The sequence below is a fragment of the Cobetia sp. MMG027 genome (assembly GCF_027947415.1).
GTDB lineage: Bacteria > Pseudomonadota > Gammaproteobacteria > Pseudomonadales > Halomonadaceae > Cobetia > Cobetia marina.
Map to the genome: position 1 here is coordinate 1 of NZ_JAQJIO010000013.1, position 19,056 is coordinate 19,056.

14 protein-coding genes are annotated in these 19,056 nt (G+C 62.1%); 3 read left to right on the forward strand and 11 right to left on the reverse strand.

Annotated features, from left to right (window positions below; all coding sequences use genetic code 11):
• Window positions 1-290: 290 nt before the first annotated feature.
• Window positions 291-1,142 (reverse strand): CDP-diacylglycerol--serine O-phosphatidyltransferase, encoded by an 852-nt coding sequence (pssA, locus tag PJK54_RS16135; protein WP_077373497.1) that lies wholly within the window; start codon window positions 1,140-1,142, stop codon window positions 291-293.
• Between the two features lie 209 nt (window positions 1,143-1,351).
• On the reverse strand, window positions 1,352-2,368 hold the full coding sequence (ilvC, locus tag PJK54_RS16140; RefSeq protein ID WP_043337232.1) for a ketol-acid reductoisomerase: 1,017 nt from the start codon (window positions 2,366-2,368) through the stop codon (window positions 1,352-1,354).
• A 320-nt stretch (window positions 2,369-2,688) separates the two neighbouring features.
• Here ilvC and ilvY point away from each other — a divergent pair, with 320 nt between their 5' ends.
• Complete coding sequence (gene ilvY, locus PJK54_RS16145) at window positions 2,689-3,618, forward strand: HTH-type transcriptional activator IlvY (protein WP_077373494.1); 930 nt, start codon at window positions 2,689-2,691, stop codon at window positions 3,616-3,618.
• A 114-nt stretch (window positions 3,619-3,732) separates the two neighbouring features.
• Here ilvY and ilvN read toward each other — a convergent pair whose 3' ends face one another.
• The 5 genes from ilvN to rluD all read right to left on the reverse strand — a co-directional run bounded on the left by ilvN (window position 3,733) and on the right by rluD (window position 11,262).
• Window positions 3,733-4,224: an acetolactate synthase small subunit gene (gene ilvN, locus PJK54_RS16150; RefSeq protein WP_043337227.1), complete on the reverse strand. Its 492-nt coding sequence runs from the start codon at window positions 4,222-4,224 to the stop codon at window positions 3,733-3,735.
• Window positions 4,224-5,948, reverse strand: coding sequence for an acetolactate synthase 3 large subunit (locus PJK54_RS16155; RefSeq protein ID WP_136939691.1), 1,725 nt, complete (start codon window positions 5,946-5,948; stop codon window positions 4,224-4,226). The genes ilvN and PJK54_RS16155 overlap by 1 nt, the downstream gene beginning before the upstream one ends.
• A gap of 577 nt (window positions 5,949-6,525) precedes the next feature.
• A complete protein-coding gene (gene clpB / locus PJK54_RS16160) occupies window positions 6,526-9,162 on the reverse strand; it encodes an ATP-dependent chaperone ClpB (protein ID WP_077373488.1) in 2,637 nt (878 codons plus the stop codon).
• A gap of 327 nt (window positions 9,163-9,489) precedes the next feature.
• On the reverse strand, window positions 9,490-10,269 hold the full coding sequence (gene pgeF, locus PJK54_RS16165; RefSeq protein ID WP_271303362.1) for a peptidoglycan editing factor PgeF: 780 nt from the start codon (window positions 10,267-10,269) through the stop codon (window positions 9,490-9,492).
• Between the two features lie 39 nt (window positions 10,270-10,308).
• Window positions 10,309-11,262 (reverse strand): 23S rRNA pseudouridine(1911/1915/1917) synthase RluD, encoded by a 954-nt coding sequence (gene rluD / locus PJK54_RS16170; protein ID WP_077373483.1) that lies wholly within the window; start codon window positions 11,260-11,262, stop codon window positions 10,309-10,311.
• 106 nt (window positions 11,263-11,368) lie between these two features.
• Between rluD and PJK54_RS16175 the strand changes: the two genes are divergently transcribed.
• Entirely contained in the window at window positions 11,369-12,160 is a 792-nt protein-coding gene (locus tag PJK54_RS16175; protein WP_103751389.1) for an outer membrane protein assembly factor BamD, read from the forward strand.
• Between the two features lie 152 nt (window positions 12,161-12,312).
• Here PJK54_RS16175 and PJK54_RS16180 read toward each other — a convergent pair whose 3' ends face one another.
• Window positions 12,313-13,947 (reverse strand): NAD+ synthase, encoded by a 1,635-nt coding sequence (locus PJK54_RS16180; RefSeq protein ID WP_084207770.1) that lies wholly within the window; start codon window positions 13,945-13,947, stop codon window positions 12,313-12,315.
• 180 nt (window positions 13,948-14,127) lie between these two features.
• Between PJK54_RS16180 and PJK54_RS16185 the strand changes: the two genes are divergently transcribed.
• Window positions 14,128-14,391: a PP0621 family protein gene (locus PJK54_RS16185; protein WP_077373474.1), complete on the forward strand. Its 264-nt coding sequence runs from the start codon at window positions 14,128-14,130 to the stop codon at window positions 14,389-14,391.
• Window positions 14,392-14,447: 56 nt separating this feature from the next.
• Here PJK54_RS16185 and thiO read toward each other — a convergent pair whose 3' ends face one another.
• The 3 genes from thiO to PJK54_RS16200 all read right to left on the reverse strand — a co-directional run bounded on the left by thiO (window position 14,448) and on the right by PJK54_RS16200 (window position 18,760).
• Window positions 14,448-15,593, reverse strand: a complete 1,146-nt coding sequence (gene thiO, locus PJK54_RS16190; protein WP_084207769.1) for a glycine oxidase ThiO — start codon at window positions 15,591-15,593, stop codon at window positions 14,448-14,450.
• A gap of 114 nt (window positions 15,594-15,707) precedes the next feature.
• Window positions 15,708-16,088, reverse strand: a complete 381-nt coding sequence (locus PJK54_RS16195) for a type IV pilin protein (protein WP_438265522.1) — start codon at window positions 16,086-16,088, stop codon at window positions 15,708-15,710.
• Window positions 16,089-16,348: 260 nt separating this feature from the next.
• On the reverse strand, window positions 16,349-18,760 hold the full coding sequence (locus PJK54_RS16200; protein ID WP_271303363.1) for a pilus assembly protein: 2,412 nt from the start codon (window positions 18,758-18,760) through the stop codon (window positions 16,349-16,351).
• Window positions 18,761-19,056 lie beyond the last annotated feature (296 nt).

Genomic DNA, 19,056 nt, shown 5'->3' on the forward strand with positions numbered 1-19,056 from the left:
CCAAACAAAACAATTACCTGCAAACCTCTTTCACCGCTGGTAACGCCATGCGTCCCCGGCAGCGGATGCGTACTTTACGCACGAACCGGCGTGAGCACAAGGGCTTTTTCCATCGATTGTCATTTCGAGGACATGCGGGCGACATCTCTTCCCTCATCACCTCTTCTTGCTCCTTGGGCCTCGTCTCGCCGTTGCTTGCTGACACATCTCTTCCCCGGCCAGAAACGCATTCGGCCCCGCCAGAAATGGCGGGGCCGAATATCGATCATCACACCAATGGCAGCTGGCGCTTACTTGTTGCCGCGCAGCTTGCGGCCCAGTGCCATGATCGGACCACTGGCGACATAGCAACCGAACAGGCCCAGCAGCATCACGGACGGCTCCAGCGAGATGACCACGAAGGCCAGCACGATGGCGAGCAGCGCGACGAAGGGCACCGGCCCCTTGAGGTCGATCTCCTTGAAACTGTAGTACCTGATGTTCGACACCATCAGGATACCGGCAGCCGCGACCACGAAGACCATCAGCGACTTGAAGGCGAAGGTCTCGGCGTCAAAGTTGTGCATGGTCCACACACAGCCAGCCACGAGTGCCGCCGCTGCCGGACTGGGCAGGCCGATGAACCACTTCTTGTCGGTGGAGCCTATCTGGACATTGAAGCGCGCCAGGCGCAGCGCCGCACCCGCGACATAGACGAAGGCGGCGATCCAGCCGATCTTGCCGACATCCTGCAGAATCCAGCTGAAGGTGACCAGTGCCGGTGCCACGCCGAAGGACAACATGTCCGCCAGGCTGTCGTACTCCGCACCAAAGGCGCTTTGCGTATTGGTCAGGCGAGCCACACGTCCATCGAGACCATCCAGCACCATCGAGACGAAGATGGCGATGGAGGCATTGGCAAACTCGCCGTTCAGCGCACATACCACAGCGAAGAAGCCAGAGAACAATGCCGACGTGGTGAACAGGTTGGGCAGCAGGTAGATGCCACGCCGACGAACGGGCTTGCCATCCTCGATGGCCTCTTCCACGACTTCGCTGTCGTCGGTGAATTCTTCCACCACCTTGTCCAGCACGGAACTGCTACGGCGGGTCGGTTCTTCGGGGGCATCTTCTGCGCCGGGATGTCGATTTTCGTCAGTCATGGGATTCCTTGCATCATGCCTCGTCGTGGCAGGGTAACCACATTCTACACCTGCCAGTGAGCGCGAATAGTAGTGACACCCTAGCGGCCTCACCGTCGACTGTCACTTCCCTCCCCCATTCGATAGCGCTTATAGAGCAACAACGCAAGCGGGGCGCCCTCCTGATGGAGAGCGCCCCGCTCATTTCACGCCGGATCCAATAGGCAGGATCAGTTGCGTGACTTGTCGACCAGCTGGTTGGCAGTGATCCACGGCATCATGCCGCGCAGCTTCTCACCAGTCTGTTCGATCGGGTGCTCGGCGTTCTGACGACGACGGGCCGTCATGGACGGGTAGTTGGTGTTGCCTTCCTGGATGAACATCTTGGCGTATTCACCGCTCTGGATGCGCTTGAGTGCATTGCGCATGGCGACACGGGACTGCTCGTTGATGACTTCGGTACCGGTCACGTACTCGCCATACTCCGCATTGTTGGAGATGGAGTAGTTCATGTTGGCGATGCCACCTTCGTACATCAGGTCGACGATCAGCTTGAGCTCGTGCAGACACTCGAAGTAGGCCATTTCCGGTGCGTAGCCGGCTTCGGTCAGGGTCTCGAAGCCCATCTTGACCAGCTCGACCGCGCCACCACACAGGACAGCCTGCTCACCGAACAGATCGGTTTCGGTCTCGTCCTTGAAGGTGGTCTCGATGATGCCGGTACGACCGCCGCCGACGCCTGCCGCGTAGGACAGTGCGATGTCCTTGGCCTGGCCAGTCGCATCCTGGTGGATGGCGATCAGGTCCGGGATACCGCCGCCCTTCACGAACTCGGAACGCACGGTGTGACCCGGTGCCTTCGGCGCGATCATGATGACGTCGAGGTCAGCACGCGGCACGACCTGGTTGTAGTGGACGTTGAAGCCGTGAGCAAAGGCCAGGGTCGCGCCCTGCTTCAGGTTCGGTTCCACCTGGTTCTCGTAGATGGCCTTCTGGTTCTCGTCCGGCGCCAGGATCATGACCAGGTCGGCCGCCTTGACCGCTTCCTCGACTTCAGCAACCTTCAGGCCAGCCGCTTCGGCCTTGGCCCAGCTGGAGGAAGAGCGACGCAGGGCTACGGTGACGTCGACGCCGGATTCCTTCAGGTTGTTCGCGTGGGCGTGGCCCTGGGAACCGTAACCGAGGATGACCACTTTCTTGCCCTGGATGAGGGAGAGGTCACAATCCTTGTCGTAATAGAGTTTCATCGTCATTGCTCCTGGCGGCTCACCCCGTCAGCGGGATGGCGTGAGATCTTGAAAGAGTGTCTGTTGTTCTTGCGACCCTTCCCGCGAGGGAAGGGCGTATGTCAGTGTCCAGCGCCGACGGCCATCTATCCTGACCGCTCTGCGTCCCTGGGAGGTCGTGCGCCTTGGATCAAGGTCTGCCGTCCTCCTCCTGCGCGGCGATGAGTCCACCTTACCTGCACCTCGGCATTGCGTAAAATGCTATATTTGCACCATCATATGCCATATGGCGCAACACAAGGCATTTCCCCCTTCAGCACTCATCGACAGCGGACTCCGGCATGGACAATCGTCAACTCAAGCAATTCCTGACCCTCGCCGAAACGCTGCATTTCGGACGCGCCAGCACTGCCCTGCACCTGAGCGCCTCTGCCCTGTCACGTGCCATTCGCGCCATGGAAGAGGAACTGGGCGTCAGCCTGTTCGAGCGCGACAACCGCAGCGTCGCACTGACACCGGCGGGAGAGCGCTTCCGTCGTCATGCTCGCGAACTCCTGAGTCAGTGGGATGACATTCGTCAGTCATTGCTGGAAGACAGCGATGAACTGCGTGGCGAGCTATCCCTGTACTGCTCGGTGACCGCCAGCTACAGCTTCCTGTATGAGATTCTCGCCTCCTTCCGGGCCCGCCATCCGCATGTGGAGCTCAAACTGCATACCGGTGACCCCGCCGTGGCATTGGAGCGCGTGCTGATGGGCCACGAGGACCTGGCGATCGCCGCACGCCCGGACGTGCTGCCCTCGCGCCTGGCCTTCACCGACTTCGCCGAGTCGCCGCTGCGCTTCATTGCCCCGCGTCGTGATGGCCCCGGCCATCAGCTGGAAGGCATCGGCGGGGCAGACGATTCGGCGGCGGGGGACGACCATATCGACTGGGCGCGCGTCCCGATGATCCTCTCCGAGACCGGCCTGGCGCGCGAGCGCTTCGATGCCTGGTGCCACACTCGTGGCATCAAGCCGCGCCTGTATGCCCAGGTCGCCGGCAACGAGGCCATCGTCAGCATGGTCGGATTGGGCTTCGGGATCGGCGTGGTGCCGCAGATCGTGCTCGACAACTCCCCGCTGGCCGATCAGGTGCGCATCCTCGATGTCGATCCGCCGTTGACCCCCTACAAGGTCGGGCTGTGCGTACAGGAGAAACGTCTTCGACATCCACTGGTACGCGCACTCTGGGAACAGCTGCCCGGTACCCCGCGACGGCCAAAGGAGTGATGACGCAGTGACCCTGCGCCACGGAACATTGCGCTATATGGCCTGCCCCACGCCACAACGAAAACGGCGCCCCGAGGGGCGCCGTTCTTGTCTTGCGATTCCACAATCACCGTCTTACAGGCTCAACACCTTCTCACCGCGGGCGATGCCGGAGACCCCGGTACGTGCCACTTCCAGCACGCCTACCGGCTGCATCGCCGCCAGGAAGGCATCCAGCTTGCCACCGTCACCGGTGATCTGGATGGTGTAGAGGCTCGGCGTGATGTCGACGATCTGGGCACGGAAGATGTCCGCCGTGCGCTTGATCTCGTCACGCTGGGCGCCCAACGCCTTGACCTTGACCAGCATCAGCTCGCGCTCGATGTGGCTGCCCTCGGTGAGATCCACCAGCTTGACCACATCCACCAGCTTGTTGAGGTGCTTGGTGATCTGCTCGATGACGCGATCTTCGCCGACCGTGGTGACGGTCAGACGTGACAGGGTCGCGTCCTCGGTCGGGGCCACGTTGAGGGTCTCGATGTTGAAATTGCGCTGTGAAAACAGGCCGACGACCCGTGACAGCGCGCCCGGTTCGTTTTCCATCAGAATGGAGATGATATGGCGCATCAGGTCCGCTCCGTCTTCGTAAGCAGCATGTCACGCATGGAGCCGAGAGGCACCTGCATCGGATAGACGTGTTCACGCGGGTCGACATAGATGTCGAGGAACACCAGCTCGTCCTTGTTGCGGAAGGCTTCTTCCAGCGCAGGTTCGAGCTCCTCCACCGTGTGCACCTTGATGGCACGGAAGCCATAGGCGCCCGCCAGCTGCACGAAGTCAGGCAGCGACTCCATGTAGGAATGCGAGTGACGGGACTTGTAGTTCAGGTCCTGCCACTGACGCACCATGCCCAGCGACTGGTTGTTGAGATTGATGATCTTGACCCCGATCCCGTACTGCTTACAGGTCGAGAACTCCTGCATCATCATCTGGAAGCTGCCTTCCCCGGTGAACAGCACCACATCGTCATCCGGGTAGGACATCTTGATGCCCATGGCCGCCGGGAAGCCGAAGCCCATGGTGCCCAGACCACCGGAGGTGATCCAGCGGTTGGGGCGCTGGAACTTGTAGTACTGGGCGGCGAACATCTGGTGCTGACCGACATCGGTGGCGACGAAGGCTTCGCCACGCGTCGCGCGGTGCACGGCTTCCACCACCTGCTGCGGCTTGAGCGGTTCGCCCGGGGCGGACGGCTCATACAGCTTGCCTTCACGCTCGGCACGCCAGCCATCGATCTGGGACCACCAGGCCTCCAGTGCATCAGGGTTGGCCAGCTCACGCCCCTGCACGAGGCTGATCATCTCGTTGATCACGGCATCGGCCGGACCGACGATCGGCACATCGGCGCGCACGGTCTTGGAGACTGAACTCGGGTCGATGTCGACGTGGATGATCTTGGCCGTCGGGCAGAACTTCGAGGTGTTATTGGTCACGCGATCATCGAAGCGCGCACCGATGCAGATGATCAGATCGGTGTGGTGCATGGCATTGTTCGACTCATAGGAGCCGTGCATGCCGGGCCAACCCAGACACTGGCGATCGCCCTGCGGATAGGCACCGATGCCCATCAACGAGGTGGTGATCGGGAAGTTCAGACGGCGCACCAGGTCGGTCAGCGCTTCGCTGGCACGACCGGAGACCACGCCACCGCCGGTGAAGAACAGCGGGCGGCGGGCCTTGAGCATCAGCTCGACGGCCTTCTTGATCTGGCCGCTGTGGCCACGGGTGACCGGGCTGTAGGAGCGCATGCGTACCTTCTTGGGGTAGCTGTACTCGTAACGCTCGGTCGGGGCGGTCATGTCCTTCGGGATGTCGATGACGACCGGCCCCGGGCGTCCGCTGGAGGCCAGATAGAAGGCCTTCTTGATGACTTCCGGAATCTCGCTCGGGTGCTTGATCGAGAAGCTGTGCTTCACGATCGGGCGAGTCACACCGACGATGTCGGTTTCCTGGAAGGCATCTTCACCGATCAGGTGGCTGGCGACCTGGCCACACAGCACGACCATGGGAATCGAGTCCATGTAGGCCGTGGCGATACCGGTCACGGCATTGGTCGCGCCGGGGCCTGAGGTGACCAGCACGACTCCGGGCTTGCCGGAAGCGCGTGCGTAGCCATCGGCTGCGTGGGTAGCAGCCTGTTCGTGGCGGACCAGAATGTGCTGGACCTTGTCCTGACGGAACAGGGCGTCATAGATGTGCAGCGCCGCTCCACCGGGATAGCCGTATATATACTCCACGCCCTCGTCATGCAGCGCGCGGGCGATCATGTCAGCGCCGGAAAGCAATTCCACTTGGTTGTTCTCCCCTGGAGGTCTCGAGTGCGTCCGGCAGCAATACGCAAGCCGGATCGAGTGCGACCTGAATGTCGCTACCGCAACAGTTGCGGCACCTGATGCCAAACCCTGGCGTCTGCGGCCCGGTTAGGGCCTGCACTCTTGTCGCATCGGTTGGATGCGGTCGGGGCTGATGGCCGATCGATACGGTTGGCGTACCCTGATCGGCATATCCTTCGACAGGCGGACAGCGACTCAGCGTCTGTCCTTCACGTGGCGCTTCGAGGGTCGCCCGAATGGCCACGCCCGCAATCAGGAATGGTCAAGAGTCCAACAGCCGCAAGGGGCTGTCAACTCAACCTTACGCCAGTGTGCGCCGCCTACGCCAAATGCCACACCGATAACGGGAAATCCGGCCATATGCGTGCGTAAAACCTCACGAATGGCATTTAATTCGCAATTTTCTGCCTCGTGATTTTCAGCATCCCTGCCGCCGGGTTGTCATTTTGCGCCCAGACGACAGACACGAAAACGCCCCACCGCAAGCGGAAGACAGACTTCCGTCACGGTGGGGCGTCACTCACGGGCGCGCGATTCAGCGCGTGAAGGTCAGCTCTCCGCCCTCTTCGCCGACCTGGATCACGTCACCGGGCACGAATTCACCGCCCAGCAGCGCCTGGGCCAGCGGGTTCTCGATACGGCTCTGGATGGCGCGCTTGAGCGGACGCGCACCGTAGACCGGATCGAAGCCTGCCTTGGCCAGCAGCGCCATCGCGGCATCGGTGATCTCGAAGCCGAGATCACGTTCGGCCAGCCGCGCCTTGAGCCGCTCGAGCTGAATGCCGGCGATGGAGGCGATCTGCGCCTGCCCCAACGCGTGGAAGACCACCACTTCATCGATGCGGTTGATCAGCTCCGGCCGGAAGTGATTGCCGACGACTTCCATGACCGCCGTCTTCATGTCGTCGTACTGGAAGGCCGCCTTGCGATCGACACTCTCTTGCGTGTCTTCCTCGTCCGCCAGCTCGCCATTGAGACCGCTCATGCGCTGGATCATCTCGGACCCCAGATTCGAGGTCATCACGATCACGGTATTGCGGAAGTCGACGGTACGCCCCTGCCCATCGGTCAGGCGGCCATCTTCCAATACCTGCAGCAGGATGTTGAAGACATCCGGATGCGCCTTCTCGACCTCATCGAGCAGCAGCACGGAGTACGGCTTGCGACGTACCGCCTCTGTCAGATAGCCACCCTCTTCATAGCCGACATATCCGGGAGGCGCGCCGATCAGGCGAGCCACCGAGTGCTTCTCCATGAACTCGGACATGTCGATGCGCACCATCGCCTCTTCGGTATCGAACAGGAAGCTGGCCAGCGACTTGCAGAGCTCCGTCTTGCCGACCCCGGTCGGGCCGAGGAACAGGAAGGAGCCGTTGGGGCGATTCGGGTCCGATAGCCCGGCGCGTGAGCGACGCACCGCATTGGCCACCGCGATCACCGCCTCGTCCTGACCGATCACCTTCTCGTGCAGCGCCTCTTCCATGCGCAGCAGCTTGTCGCGCTCGCCTTCGAGCATCTTGGAGACCGGAATGCCGGTCCAGCGCGAGACGACCTCGGCAATCTCCTCCTCGGTGACATTGGAGCGCAGCAGCACGTGGGCGGAGGTATCCGCCTCGCCTTCGCCGGCTTCGCTGATCTGCTTCTCGAGCCCCGGAATCACGCCGTACTGCAGTTCCGACATGCGGCTGAGGTCGCCGGCACGCCGCGCCTGTTCCAGATCGATGCGCGCCTGTTCCAGTTCGGCCTTGAACTGCGCTGCCCCCTGGATACTGGCCTTCTCGGCCTTCCAGACCTCATCGAGATCGGCATATTCGCGTTCCAGCTCCGCGATCTGGTCCTCAAGCGCGCCGAGACGCTTGAGTGCCGCTTCATCAGTCTCCTTCTTGAGGGCTTCACGCTCCATCTTGAGCTGGATCAGACGGCGGTCGAGACGGTCCATCTCCTCCGGCTTGGAGTCCAGCTCCATGCGGATGCGTGACGCGGCTTCATCGATCAGGTCGATCGCCTTGTCCGGCAGCTGACGGTCCGTGATGTAGCGCGATGAGAGGCGCGCGGCCGCAATGATCGCACTGTCAGTGATATCCACCCCATGGTGCACCTCGTAGCGTTCCTTCAAGCCACGCAGGATGGCGATGGTGTCCTCCTCGCTGGGCTGATCCACCTGCACCTTCTGGAAACGACGCTCCAGCGCGGCATCCTTCTCGATGTACTGGCGATACTCGTCAAGCGTGGTGGCACCGACACAGTGCAGCTCGCCACGCGCCAGCGCCGGCTTGAGCATGTTGCCGGCATCCATCGCGCCCTCGGCCTTGCCCGCGCCGACCATGGTGTGCAGCTCATCGATGAACAGGATGACCTGGCCTTCTTCCTGCGACAGCTCCTTGAGGACGGACTTGAGGCGCTCCTCGAACTCACCGCGGAACTTGGCCCCCGCCAGCAGCGAGCCCATGTCGAGAGACAGCACACGCTTGTTCTTGAGGCCTTCCGGCACCTCGCCATTGACGATACGGCTGGCCAGCCCCTCGACGATGGCGGTCTTGCCGACACCGGGCTCACCGATCAACACCGGGTTGTTCTTGGTGCGACGCTGAAGGACCTGAATCGTGCGGCGAATCTCCTCGTCACGCCCGATCACCGGGTCGAGCTTGCCGTCGCGCGCACGCTGGGTGAGGTCCATCGTGTACTTGTTGAGTGCCTCTCGATTGTTCTCGGCGTCGGCATCTCCCACCGCCTCGCCACCGCGCAGTGCATCGATGGCGGAGGTCAGGGCGGGCTTCTTGATGCCCGAGGAGGTGAACAACTTGCCGAGATCACCGCCCAGCTCCAGCGCGGCCAGCAGCGCGAGCTCGGAAGCGATGTATTGATCACCGCGTTTCTGGGCTTCGCGGTCGGCCAGATTCAGAAGCTTGCCGAGCGCCTGGGAAGGCGCGACATTTCCGTCGAACTGGGACACGGTGGGCAGGTCATCCAGTTGACGCTTGAGCCCGCTCATCAAGCTGGTAGCATCACCGCCCGCCTTGTTGACCAACGCCTTGAGACCGCCATCGCGGTCCTCCAGCAGGGCCAGCAGCAGGTGCTGGGGATGGATTTCATTGTGGCCTCGCCCGACGGCGAGCGACTGGGCATCCGCAAGCGCGTTCTGCAGCTTGCTGGTGAGTTTGTCGATGCGCATGGTGCCTTCTCCTGAGAGTCATGGCGGTACTCCTCTTCTCAGGAGCTTCGCCTGTAACATTTCGTATCTAACCCTAGAGATGGGGGGCTGGGGGGTCGCTTTCAAGGCGTGATTTGCGGCAACGCAGCATGTTGTCCGCGAAGCATGATCCAGATCAGGTTCCCCTGCAGCAGGTTGGCCCTCAGCGCCTGAAGATGTCGCCAGGGGCTTCCGCTCGACACGGAAAAGCGCCCCGCCAACCTGAGTGATCAGGTCAACGGGGCGCTTTCGTCTTTCGGCTTGCCGAGCGTCGGTGCATCGCGGCGGCAAGGTCTCCACTTCATTCTATCAGCGTAACCAGATCACCGTGGCCATTCGCCCCGTCACGCCATCATCACGGCGATGGGAGTAGAAGCGCGATTCCGAGGCGGTACAGAAGTGACCGCCACTGACATGGCCGACACCGGCACGCTCCAGCCGCAGGCGAGCCAGCTTGTAGAGGTCGCCCATGTAGTGGCCCAGCCGATAGGGGCTGGATTCGAAGGCGTCGTCGGCCTCGGGGAGATCCGCGATGAAGGCGTCACGCACCTCGGGGCCGACCTCGAACTGGGCATTGGAGATCGCCGGGCCCAGCCAGGCCATCAGCTCGCCCGGGTCATCTCCCAGGCGGGCGACAGTGGCTTCCAGCACACCTTCCACCAGACCACGCCAGCCCGCATGCGCCACCCCGACCCGCGTCCCCTGTCGATCACAGAACAGCACCGGCAGGCAGTCCGCCGTCATCACCACGCAGGCCTGCCCCGTACCGGTACTGATGCAGGCGTCAGCACGCGGTGGCACCGGCTCATGGCGCTCATCGGTGTGACAGACGTCAAAGGCATCCACCACCTGAGTCCCATGCACCTGATCCAGCCACGCCAGCGGACGACCATCATCGACCTCCGCCGCGAGCAGGTCACGCACCCGCGCGACCATCGCCGGATCATCCCCGACATGCCGCGCCGGATTGAAGCCAGCGTATGGCCCCTGACTCGGGCCACTCTCACGCGTGGTCACGAAGGCCTGCACCGGACTGGGTGCTGGCCAGTCCGGCAGAATCAGGGTCGGGCGTAGACTGTCGTCGTGCATAACCTCTCCTGGCGCGATGGGATACGCGAACCGAGCCCCTCAGCGGGCGATGTCTTCCTTGAGATAGTCGATCAAGACCAGCATGTCACCCGGCATCTCGGCGCGGAATTCGACTTCCTTGCCCGTGATCGGGTGGATGAAGGCGAGGCGACGGGCATGCAGCGCCTGACGCGGGAACTGACGCAGCAGCTCCTTGAGCGGGTCACTGGCCCCCGGCGGAAGCTTCAGACGGCCTCCGTAGACCGGGTCCCCGATCAGCGGATAGCGCTGGTGCGCCATGTGCACACGGATCTGGTGGGTACGCCCGGTTTCCAGCTTGCAGCGGATATGGGTATGACCCCGGAAGCGCTCCACCACGCGAAAATGCGTGATCGCCATCTTGCCGCTATGGGTCACGGCCTGACGCTTGCGATCCTTGGGGTGACGCCCGATGGGCGCATCCACGGTACCGCCCGCCGTCAGCACACCGGTCACGACGGCATCGTACTCGCGAGACACGGTACGCGCCTGCAGCTGCTCGACCAGGTCCGCCTGGGCAGTCAGCGACTTGGCGACCACCATCAGGCCACTGGTGTCCTTGTCGAGACGATGCACGATCCCGGCACGCGGCAGCATGGCATTACCCGGACAATGGTGCAGGATGGCGTTGAGCAGCGTGCCATCCGGATTGCCGGCCCCCGGGTGCACGACCATGCCGTGCTCCTTGTTGATGACCAGCACGTCGTCATCCTCGAAGACGATCTCGAGCTCGATGTCCTCGGGGCCATGACTGACTTCTTCTTCAAGCTCGGCGGTCAGGGCCAGACGTTCACCGCCATAGACCTTCTCGCGGGGTTTGACAGCGGCACCGTCGAGGGTCAAGGCACCGGTCTTGATCCAGTGCTTGAGGCGCTCGCGGGAATAGTCGGAGAAGATCTCGGCGCAGGCCTGATCAAGGCGCATGCCAATCATCGCCTCCGGGATCCGCTCTTCGCGGTTGATGGTGTCTGCCATATTGCTCTCTGAGGCCGTTTCGCAGGAAAGGGCCTTTGCTTTATAGTGAGTGCGGATCGGCGGATTCTAGCATGCCCGCCATGGATTGCCCGAGATGAGGAAACCGATGCGCGCCCTTCCCTTGACTGCCTTCGCCCTGGCCAGCACCTTGCTGGTCGGCTGTGCGTCCAACGAGCCGGCACCGGATCTTCAGGAGCAGGAGCTGTACCGTCAGGCTCAGGTTTCCCTGGATACCAGCCGCTTCAACTCCGCCGTGCAGCAACTTGAAGCACTGGATACTCGCTTCCCGTTCGGCAGCTATGCCGAACAGTCGCAGCTGGAGCTGATCTACGCCTACTACCAGGTGGACAACTGGGAAGCCGCACGCGCGGCGGCCAGCCGCTTCATTCGGCTGCACCCGGACCACCCGCAGGTCGATTATGCCTACTACATGCGTGGACTGGCAGCCTATAGTGCAGGGCGCTTCAGCCTGGAATCGCTGGACCTGATCGACATCTCCAAGCGGGATCTCGGTGCGACGCGGGACGCCTACGTCGACTTCGGCGAGCTGGTGCGCCGCTTCCCCAACAGCACCTACGCGGCAGATTCGCGTCAGCGCATCATCTATCTGCGCAACGTACTCGCGCGTGGCGAGCTGCAGACTGCCGATTTCTACCTGCGCAAGCAGGCCTATCTGGCCGCCGTGAAGCGTGGTGAGTGGGTGATCGAGCACTACCCTAACACTCCTGCCACCCGCGATGCGCTGGCCGTGATGGTCGAAGGCTATCTGGGCCTCGGTCTGCGCGACCGCGCCAGCGAGACGCTCAAGGTGCTGATCCAGAATGATCCGGACAACAAGCGTCTGGATGGCCGTACCTTCGAGCCGCGCTACGTGAAGGCGGATGACCTGACCGTCTGACGATCAGGCTTCCCGCCTCACCATCGAAAAGCCCGTGATCACCGATCACGGGCTTTTTTCGTGCTGTCAGCATGGCCAGAATCGTCGGACTCAGGCGCTTTCAGCGGCTTGCGCAAAGAATCCGCAATCCCTGACACCGGACATGAGTTGCCTCAGTCGCCGGCCGCCCAGCCATTGACGATCGGGTAGCGACGGTCACGCCCGAAGCCACGCGGCGTGACACGCACGCCAACCGGTGCCTGACGGCGCTTGTACTCACAGCGGTCGACGAGACGCACCACACGATAGACATCCTCTTCCTCGAAACCGGCACGGATGATCGCCTCGGCACTCATGTCACCCTCGATGTAATGGGTGAGAATCGCATCCAGGGTGTCGTAGTCCGGCAGCGAGTCGCTGTCGAGCTGGTCTTCGGCGAGCTCCGCGGACGGCGGACGCGTGATGACACGCTCCGGAATCGCCGGGCCCATGGTGTTGCGCCAGTTGGCGAGACGGAATACCCAGGTCTTGTAGACGTCCTTGAGCGCATTGTAGCCACCGACCATGTCGCCATAGAGGGTTGCGTAACCCACCGCCATCTCGCTCTTGTTGCCAGTGGTCAGCACCATCAGGCCCTTCTTGTTGGAGATGGCCATCAGCAGCACGCCACGACAGCGTGACTGCAGGTTCTCCTCGGTGGTGTCGCGCTCACTGCCGGCAAAGCTCTCCGCCAGTGTCTCGGTGAAGGCCTCGACCATCGGCGCGATGGGCATCACCTCGTAATTCACGCCCAGCAGTGTCGCCTGCTCGGCAGCGTCTTCCCTGGAGATGTCCGCGGTGTAGTGGTACGGCATCATCACCGCATGCACGCGGTCCGCGCCCAGCGCATCGACGGCAATCGCCAGCGACAGGCCGGAGTCGATGCCACCAGAGAGACCCAGCACCACGCCCTTGAAGCCGCTCTTGTTGACGTAGTCACGCAGGCCGGTGACCAGTGCACAGTAGAGCGACTCTTCCGGTGACAGCAGCTCGGCGATCTCGCCGCTCTGCGGCGCCCAGCTACCGCCTTCCTCCTTGAGGAACTGCACCGGCATCAGGCCGACATCCCACCAGGGTGCCTGCACGCAGGTATTGCCCTCGGCATCGATGGCGGCGGAGCCACCATCGAAGACCAGCTCGTCCTGGCCACCGATCTGATTGACGTAGACCAGCGGACACTTCACTTCGGCCGCCCGCTGAGCGAACAGATGATTGCGCTCGGCCGGCTTCTCCAGATGATAGGGCGAGGCATTGAGGCTGACGAGAATGTCCGCGCCGGCATCCCGCGCCTGACGAACGGGCGCGCCATCCCACAGGTCTTCACAGATGACGATACCCAGACGGGCGCCGCGGCATTCCACCACGCAGGCCTCGGAGCCCGGCGTGAAGTAACGCTGCTCATCGAAGACCTGATAATTGGGCAAGGCCTGCTTGGCATACTCGGCGATCCACTCGCCATCCTTGAGCACGCCGGCCAGGTTGTAGCGCTTGCCGTCACGCATGCCGGGGTAGCCGACGATGACCATCACGCCGCGCGCGACCTTGCTGGCCATCCGCGCGCGCGCCTCGTCGAGTCGTGCCTCCATGGATTCGCGCAGCAACAGGTCTTCCGGCGGGTAGCCGGTCAGACACAGCTCGGGCAGCACGACGACGTCGGCCTTGTGCTCGAGACTCGCTTCACGGACGGCTTCGATGGCACGCTCGGTATTGCCGGGAATATCACCGACCAGCGGGTCGAGCTGGGCCATCACCAGAGTCAGATCTTGCATGCGGTAAGGATCTCTCGATTGGCGGTTCGATAAGGGGCCAGTACACTGTGGCCAGACATCTGGCTCAGACTGCTGAGCCGTGCACCGGCTCATCAGTCTCATGATGGCCGCCATTGTCCCGCAAGGTCGCGCCGCTGGCAAAAAGCCACGCGCGCCGCCTCATCTGGGAGTCATATAGGAATGAGCCTGTTGATCATCCGTCTGCTGGTATTCGTCGTCCTGTTCTGGGCAGGCCTGCGCCTCTATCGCATGTATCGCCAATGGAAGCTGAGCCAGGACAACCACGATGACGGCCAGCCTGCCGAGCGCGAGGCCCAGAACATGGTGCGCTGCGCCTACTGCGATCTGCATCTGCCGGAAAATGACGCCATCCGCCATGAAGCGCTGCACTTCTGCTGTCAGGAGCACCAGCAGCATTTCCTCGACGAGGGCCCACGCAAGTAACGCACTGTCTTCCCCCTCGAGACGAAGGCTCGAGGGGGAAGACGCCATGACGATGCTCAGGCCCAGCGCGTCGCGTCTGGCTGGGACGAGGCTTCCAGCGTGGCGATCTCGCCCAGCAAGGTCTCGGGCTGGTAGGGGGTGGGGTCGATGATAGGCGTACGCCCCAGCAACTGGTCCGCCAGCAGGCGGGTCGAGGCCGGCGCCAGTACCAGGCCATTGCGATAGTGACCGGCATTGACGTGCAGGTGGCGGCGTTCGGGCACGGCACCGATGAACGGCGTGCCGGTCGGCGAACCGGGACGCAGCCCCGCCCAGTGATGCTCGACCTCACACTCGGCCAGCGCCGGGATGATCTCGCAGGCGCTCTTGATCAGCGACTCACGCGCCTCAAGGGTGGTCGCCTTGTCGAAGCCGACCTCCTCCAGCGTGGAACCCGCCACGATGCGCCCATCGGCACGTGGAATCACGTAGCGTCCATTCTTGAGTACCACGCGCTCCACCAGCCCCTTGGGTGCCTTGAACAGCACCATCTGGCCGCGTACCGGCCGCACCGGCAGCGCCAGCCCCGCCTCACTCAATATCTCGCGACTCCAGGCGCCCCCACAGACCACGACCTGTCCGGCGGACAGCACTGAATTGGCGGTCTGCACGCCGATGGCGGTGTCGTCCTGCAGCAGAATGCCCTGCACCGCGACATTCTCGAGCAGACGTACGCGCGGGTGGGCATCGAGAGCGGCGCGCAGTGACTTGCCCAGGCGCGGATTGCGGATGCTGCCCAGCGTCGGCATCCACAGCGCCGATTCGCAACCGGGCGCGACGGCCGGTGCCTTGTCGTAAAGAAAGTCAGCCTCCACGCGCGTCAGCGGCTTGGTGTATTCCTCGGACCAGCTCAGTGCCTGCTCGGCATCCTCGACATTCAGGTACAGCAGACCCTGCTGGCGATATTCGGGGTCGATGCCGGTGGTCTCGATCAGGCGCTCGGCCAGCGTGGGGTAGAAACCTTCCGACCAGGCAGACAGGCGTGAGATCGGCGCACTATAACGCCACGGATACAACGGCGAGACGATACCGCCGCCCGCCCAGGATGCCTCGCGCCCACACTGGCCCCGCTCGACCAGCGTGACCTCGGCACCGCCATCCGCCAGTTCCAGCGCAGTCAGCATGCCGATCACGCCACCGCCTACCACCACAAAGTCATTCACGCCTGTTCGCTCCTGCCTCAAGACCGGGAAAGGCTTCCAGAATACGCCGCCCGCAAGGCGGTGCAAGCGAGCCGCGCGCAATCCAGCATCGCACCGAGGCCGCTCTCGCCACTGCTACCAGCAATCGCCATCGCCGGTCGTGTCGCGGATGCCGGTATTGGTGAGGGTCAGCGCAGGGCAATCGGTATCGGCGCTCTGAGGCGCCACCGCAGTCGCGATCAGCGTGAAGCGGGTCGTCGTGGCGCCATCCTCCAAGCTCAGGGCGTAATAGCCTTCCGGCGACTCGGTGGCGCGCCCCAGCCCCTCCTCATCACAATCGCTGTCACCGGCGATGCTGGTCGCGTAGCCACCGCAACGCGCCATGTAGCGCTCCTGAGCCTGGGCCAATGACATCAGTGCCGCCTGCCCATCGGCACGACGTGAGCGGATTACCTGATCCTGATAGCTCGGGTAGGCGATCGCCGCGAGGATGCCGACGATGACGACCACGATCATGATTTCCGTCAACGTGAAACCGCGGGCGTACCTGCGGTGAGACAGAGCATTGCGAGACAGAGCACTGCGGGACAGAGCACTGCGGGACAGAGCACTGCGAGACAGAGCACTGCGGGACAGGCTAGCGCCTAGAGAGAGAAAGCTGGCCATGAAGATCTTCCTTGAAAGGCGGACTTGAAGGTACTGCTGAGAAGTGAAGGCGCCGCCACACTCTGAGAGAGCGTGACGGCGTCGGGTCATGCATCACAGATGCAATGCGATCAGCGCAGTTGATACCAGGAAACACGACCGGTATCCGTCGAGCTGGACACGTTCAGGTCGTAGGATGAGACGGTGCCTTCTACCGTTCCCAATGAGCTGCTACCCACATAGACCGTATTGCCGACACTGACGCTGGACGTCGGCGTACCGCTCAGTTTCACGCTGACGACCACATTGCCGACGGCGACGGTGTTGTCGATGATGGTGCCGACCAGATCATCGGCGCTGAAGGCTTCATCCTGATTGAAATCGAAGATGGTCACATAGCTGCCTTCGCTGTCGTCGTAGGTCGGCAACCCTGTCTCGGTATCCAGCGCGACCAGCCAGCCGCCCCCGGTGCTTTCACAGAAGTTGGTCCCCGTGCTGGAGGTGCTGGTAGAGAAGACCACCAGGTTCGAGAGCAGGTTGGCCGGCTCGACCAGCTCTTCCTGCTCGGAGGCATCCAGATCCAGATACCAGCCGAAGCGATCGCTGTCCTGATCTTCCAGCTGGCTGGGGTAATAGCTGAAGCTGTCGCCACCGAGAGTCCGTCCAGTCAGCTCCCCGTTGGTGTAGCTGCCACTGACGAAAGTCCGCTCCTCGAGGTTGCTGCGCATCAAGCTGGTGTGACTGCCACCGGCATCCAGCACGGTGTAGAGGCTCTGGGTGACCCAGGCCTCGTCCTCGGCATCAGCGTACATGTCCTGCCCTGTTCCGAAGGACACCAGCAGATTGGGCGAAGACATGGTCTGCGTGCCTCCGGAGTAGCGACTCAGCGTCGGTTTGACCGTGATCGGTTGCAGCGCATCCGTCTGGCACTCCCCGCCAGTCAGGCTGGTAGCACAGGCCGTGAACAGCCGCGTGACACTCCACTTGCTGCTGTCGTCATCACTGAGATCGAACTTCCACAACCGCCCCTGAAGATCTCCCCCATAGGCAAAATCGACAGTGCCATTGCTGTCGATATCAGCAACCTGCAGATTGGCCAGGCCGCCGGTCACCCCACTGGGGGACAGCTTGGCGATCACGCCGCCGGCATTGACTCCATCGAGCTCCAGCGCGAACAACGTCGGCGCGGCGTTCTCATCGGCCGTTTCCAGGCCATTGCCGACCAGCACCGCACTGTCACCATTGTTCAGTGACACGATATGCGCACTGCCGAAGACATGCCCCATGTCATCATCGTCGCTTGAGCTGAATTCCCAGCGCACTACATCATCTTCATCGAAGTCTTCACCCGCCACGGCCTTGGTGACATTGAGCGCGAACAGGCCGCGTCCACCGCCCGCCAGACCGGACACCAGCCACTCCTCGCCATCCAGACTGGCGATACGCACTTCACCATCGACATAATAGCGATGCTGATAGCCCGGGTCGGTCAGATAGCCCAGCCCTGCGTCGTCCTCTTCGCTATAGAGCAGCTCCGGAATGTAGGCGAACTGCTCGCTACCGGTATTGAGGTCGAAGGCATGCAGCATGCCGTCGTTGGCCCCGACGAAGACACTGCCCTGTGTCGTCGAGTCCTCACGTGTCACGACGACTGGCGATGAGCCGATGATGTCACCCAGCTGCACGCCAGTGCGATTGCGCAGACCATCGCCCTCATATTCATCACTGCCCCGCAACCACTCGATCGCTGCCTTCACATGGTCATCGGTAGAGTTGCCACCGACCTCCATGCGCGCGAGATCGTTGCGCTGGCTCGAGCTCAGCCGGCCCGCGTTGTCGGTCGTGAACTCGACGCCGTTCCCCCCGGACATGGTGAAGACCGTACGTGACTCGAGGCCATCCTCCTCTGCCAATGCCTCACTCAGCTGGGTGGCAGCACTCCAGAGCTGATCGCCCTCCTCGACGTCATTGCCCTCCTGTACCGAGGAGGCCACCACATCTCCCGTCCAGGTCGAGGCGGAATAGCGGCTCTCGACCAGTCGACTGTCCGTCTCGACACTGGCCGTCGTCAGATTGGTAGAAAGGCCGCTGACACTGTTGCCTACCGCGACGATCTCGGAGGCGATCGCCGCCAGCGCCGAGACGAGATCCGTCGGGCTGGAGGCATTGAAGTAGGAGCCCCCGCCATCGATGGCGGCCTGTTCCAGGTCATCGATGGTGCTGGAGCTGCTCTCGATGACACGCTTGTTGTCGCTCCAGTCATTGCTGTCGGAGTCCACCCCGAAGGCGACGGTATAGGTCGTCATCACCTGCTTTTCATAGGTACCACTTCCAAGCTTCGGCAACAGATCATTATGGGCATAATAATAAGCGACATCCGCCAGCGTGGCATTACCGCCATAACTATAGTTATAACTTTCCCGCCAGGTCCGTCCGTCCCCATTGGCATCGCCGATCTTGCTTTCGATATTACTGGAGGCGGTAGAATTCTCGGAATTCCAGAAACCATCCGTGATCAGAACAGTGAAGTTCTGCTGACACATGCCGCCTTCATCTTCGGAAAGAATCGGTGTAGAGCCCAGACCGGAATAATTATCACTGTAATATTCACCAGCGCGATAGAGAGCTTCTCGTAATGGTGTACCCCGGTAGGTGTTACTCGTACTAATTTCAGAGTCGACAATTGCATCTCTTACTTCGGTCAGGTGGCCGTTACCACTATCACTATTGGTAATCAACTCAACCACATTACCCAAAACATTGGTCACAAGCTCGACAATTTGATCGACAATATTATCAACGACAGCTTTTTCACTACCATTGCGGGGATTTATAGTTA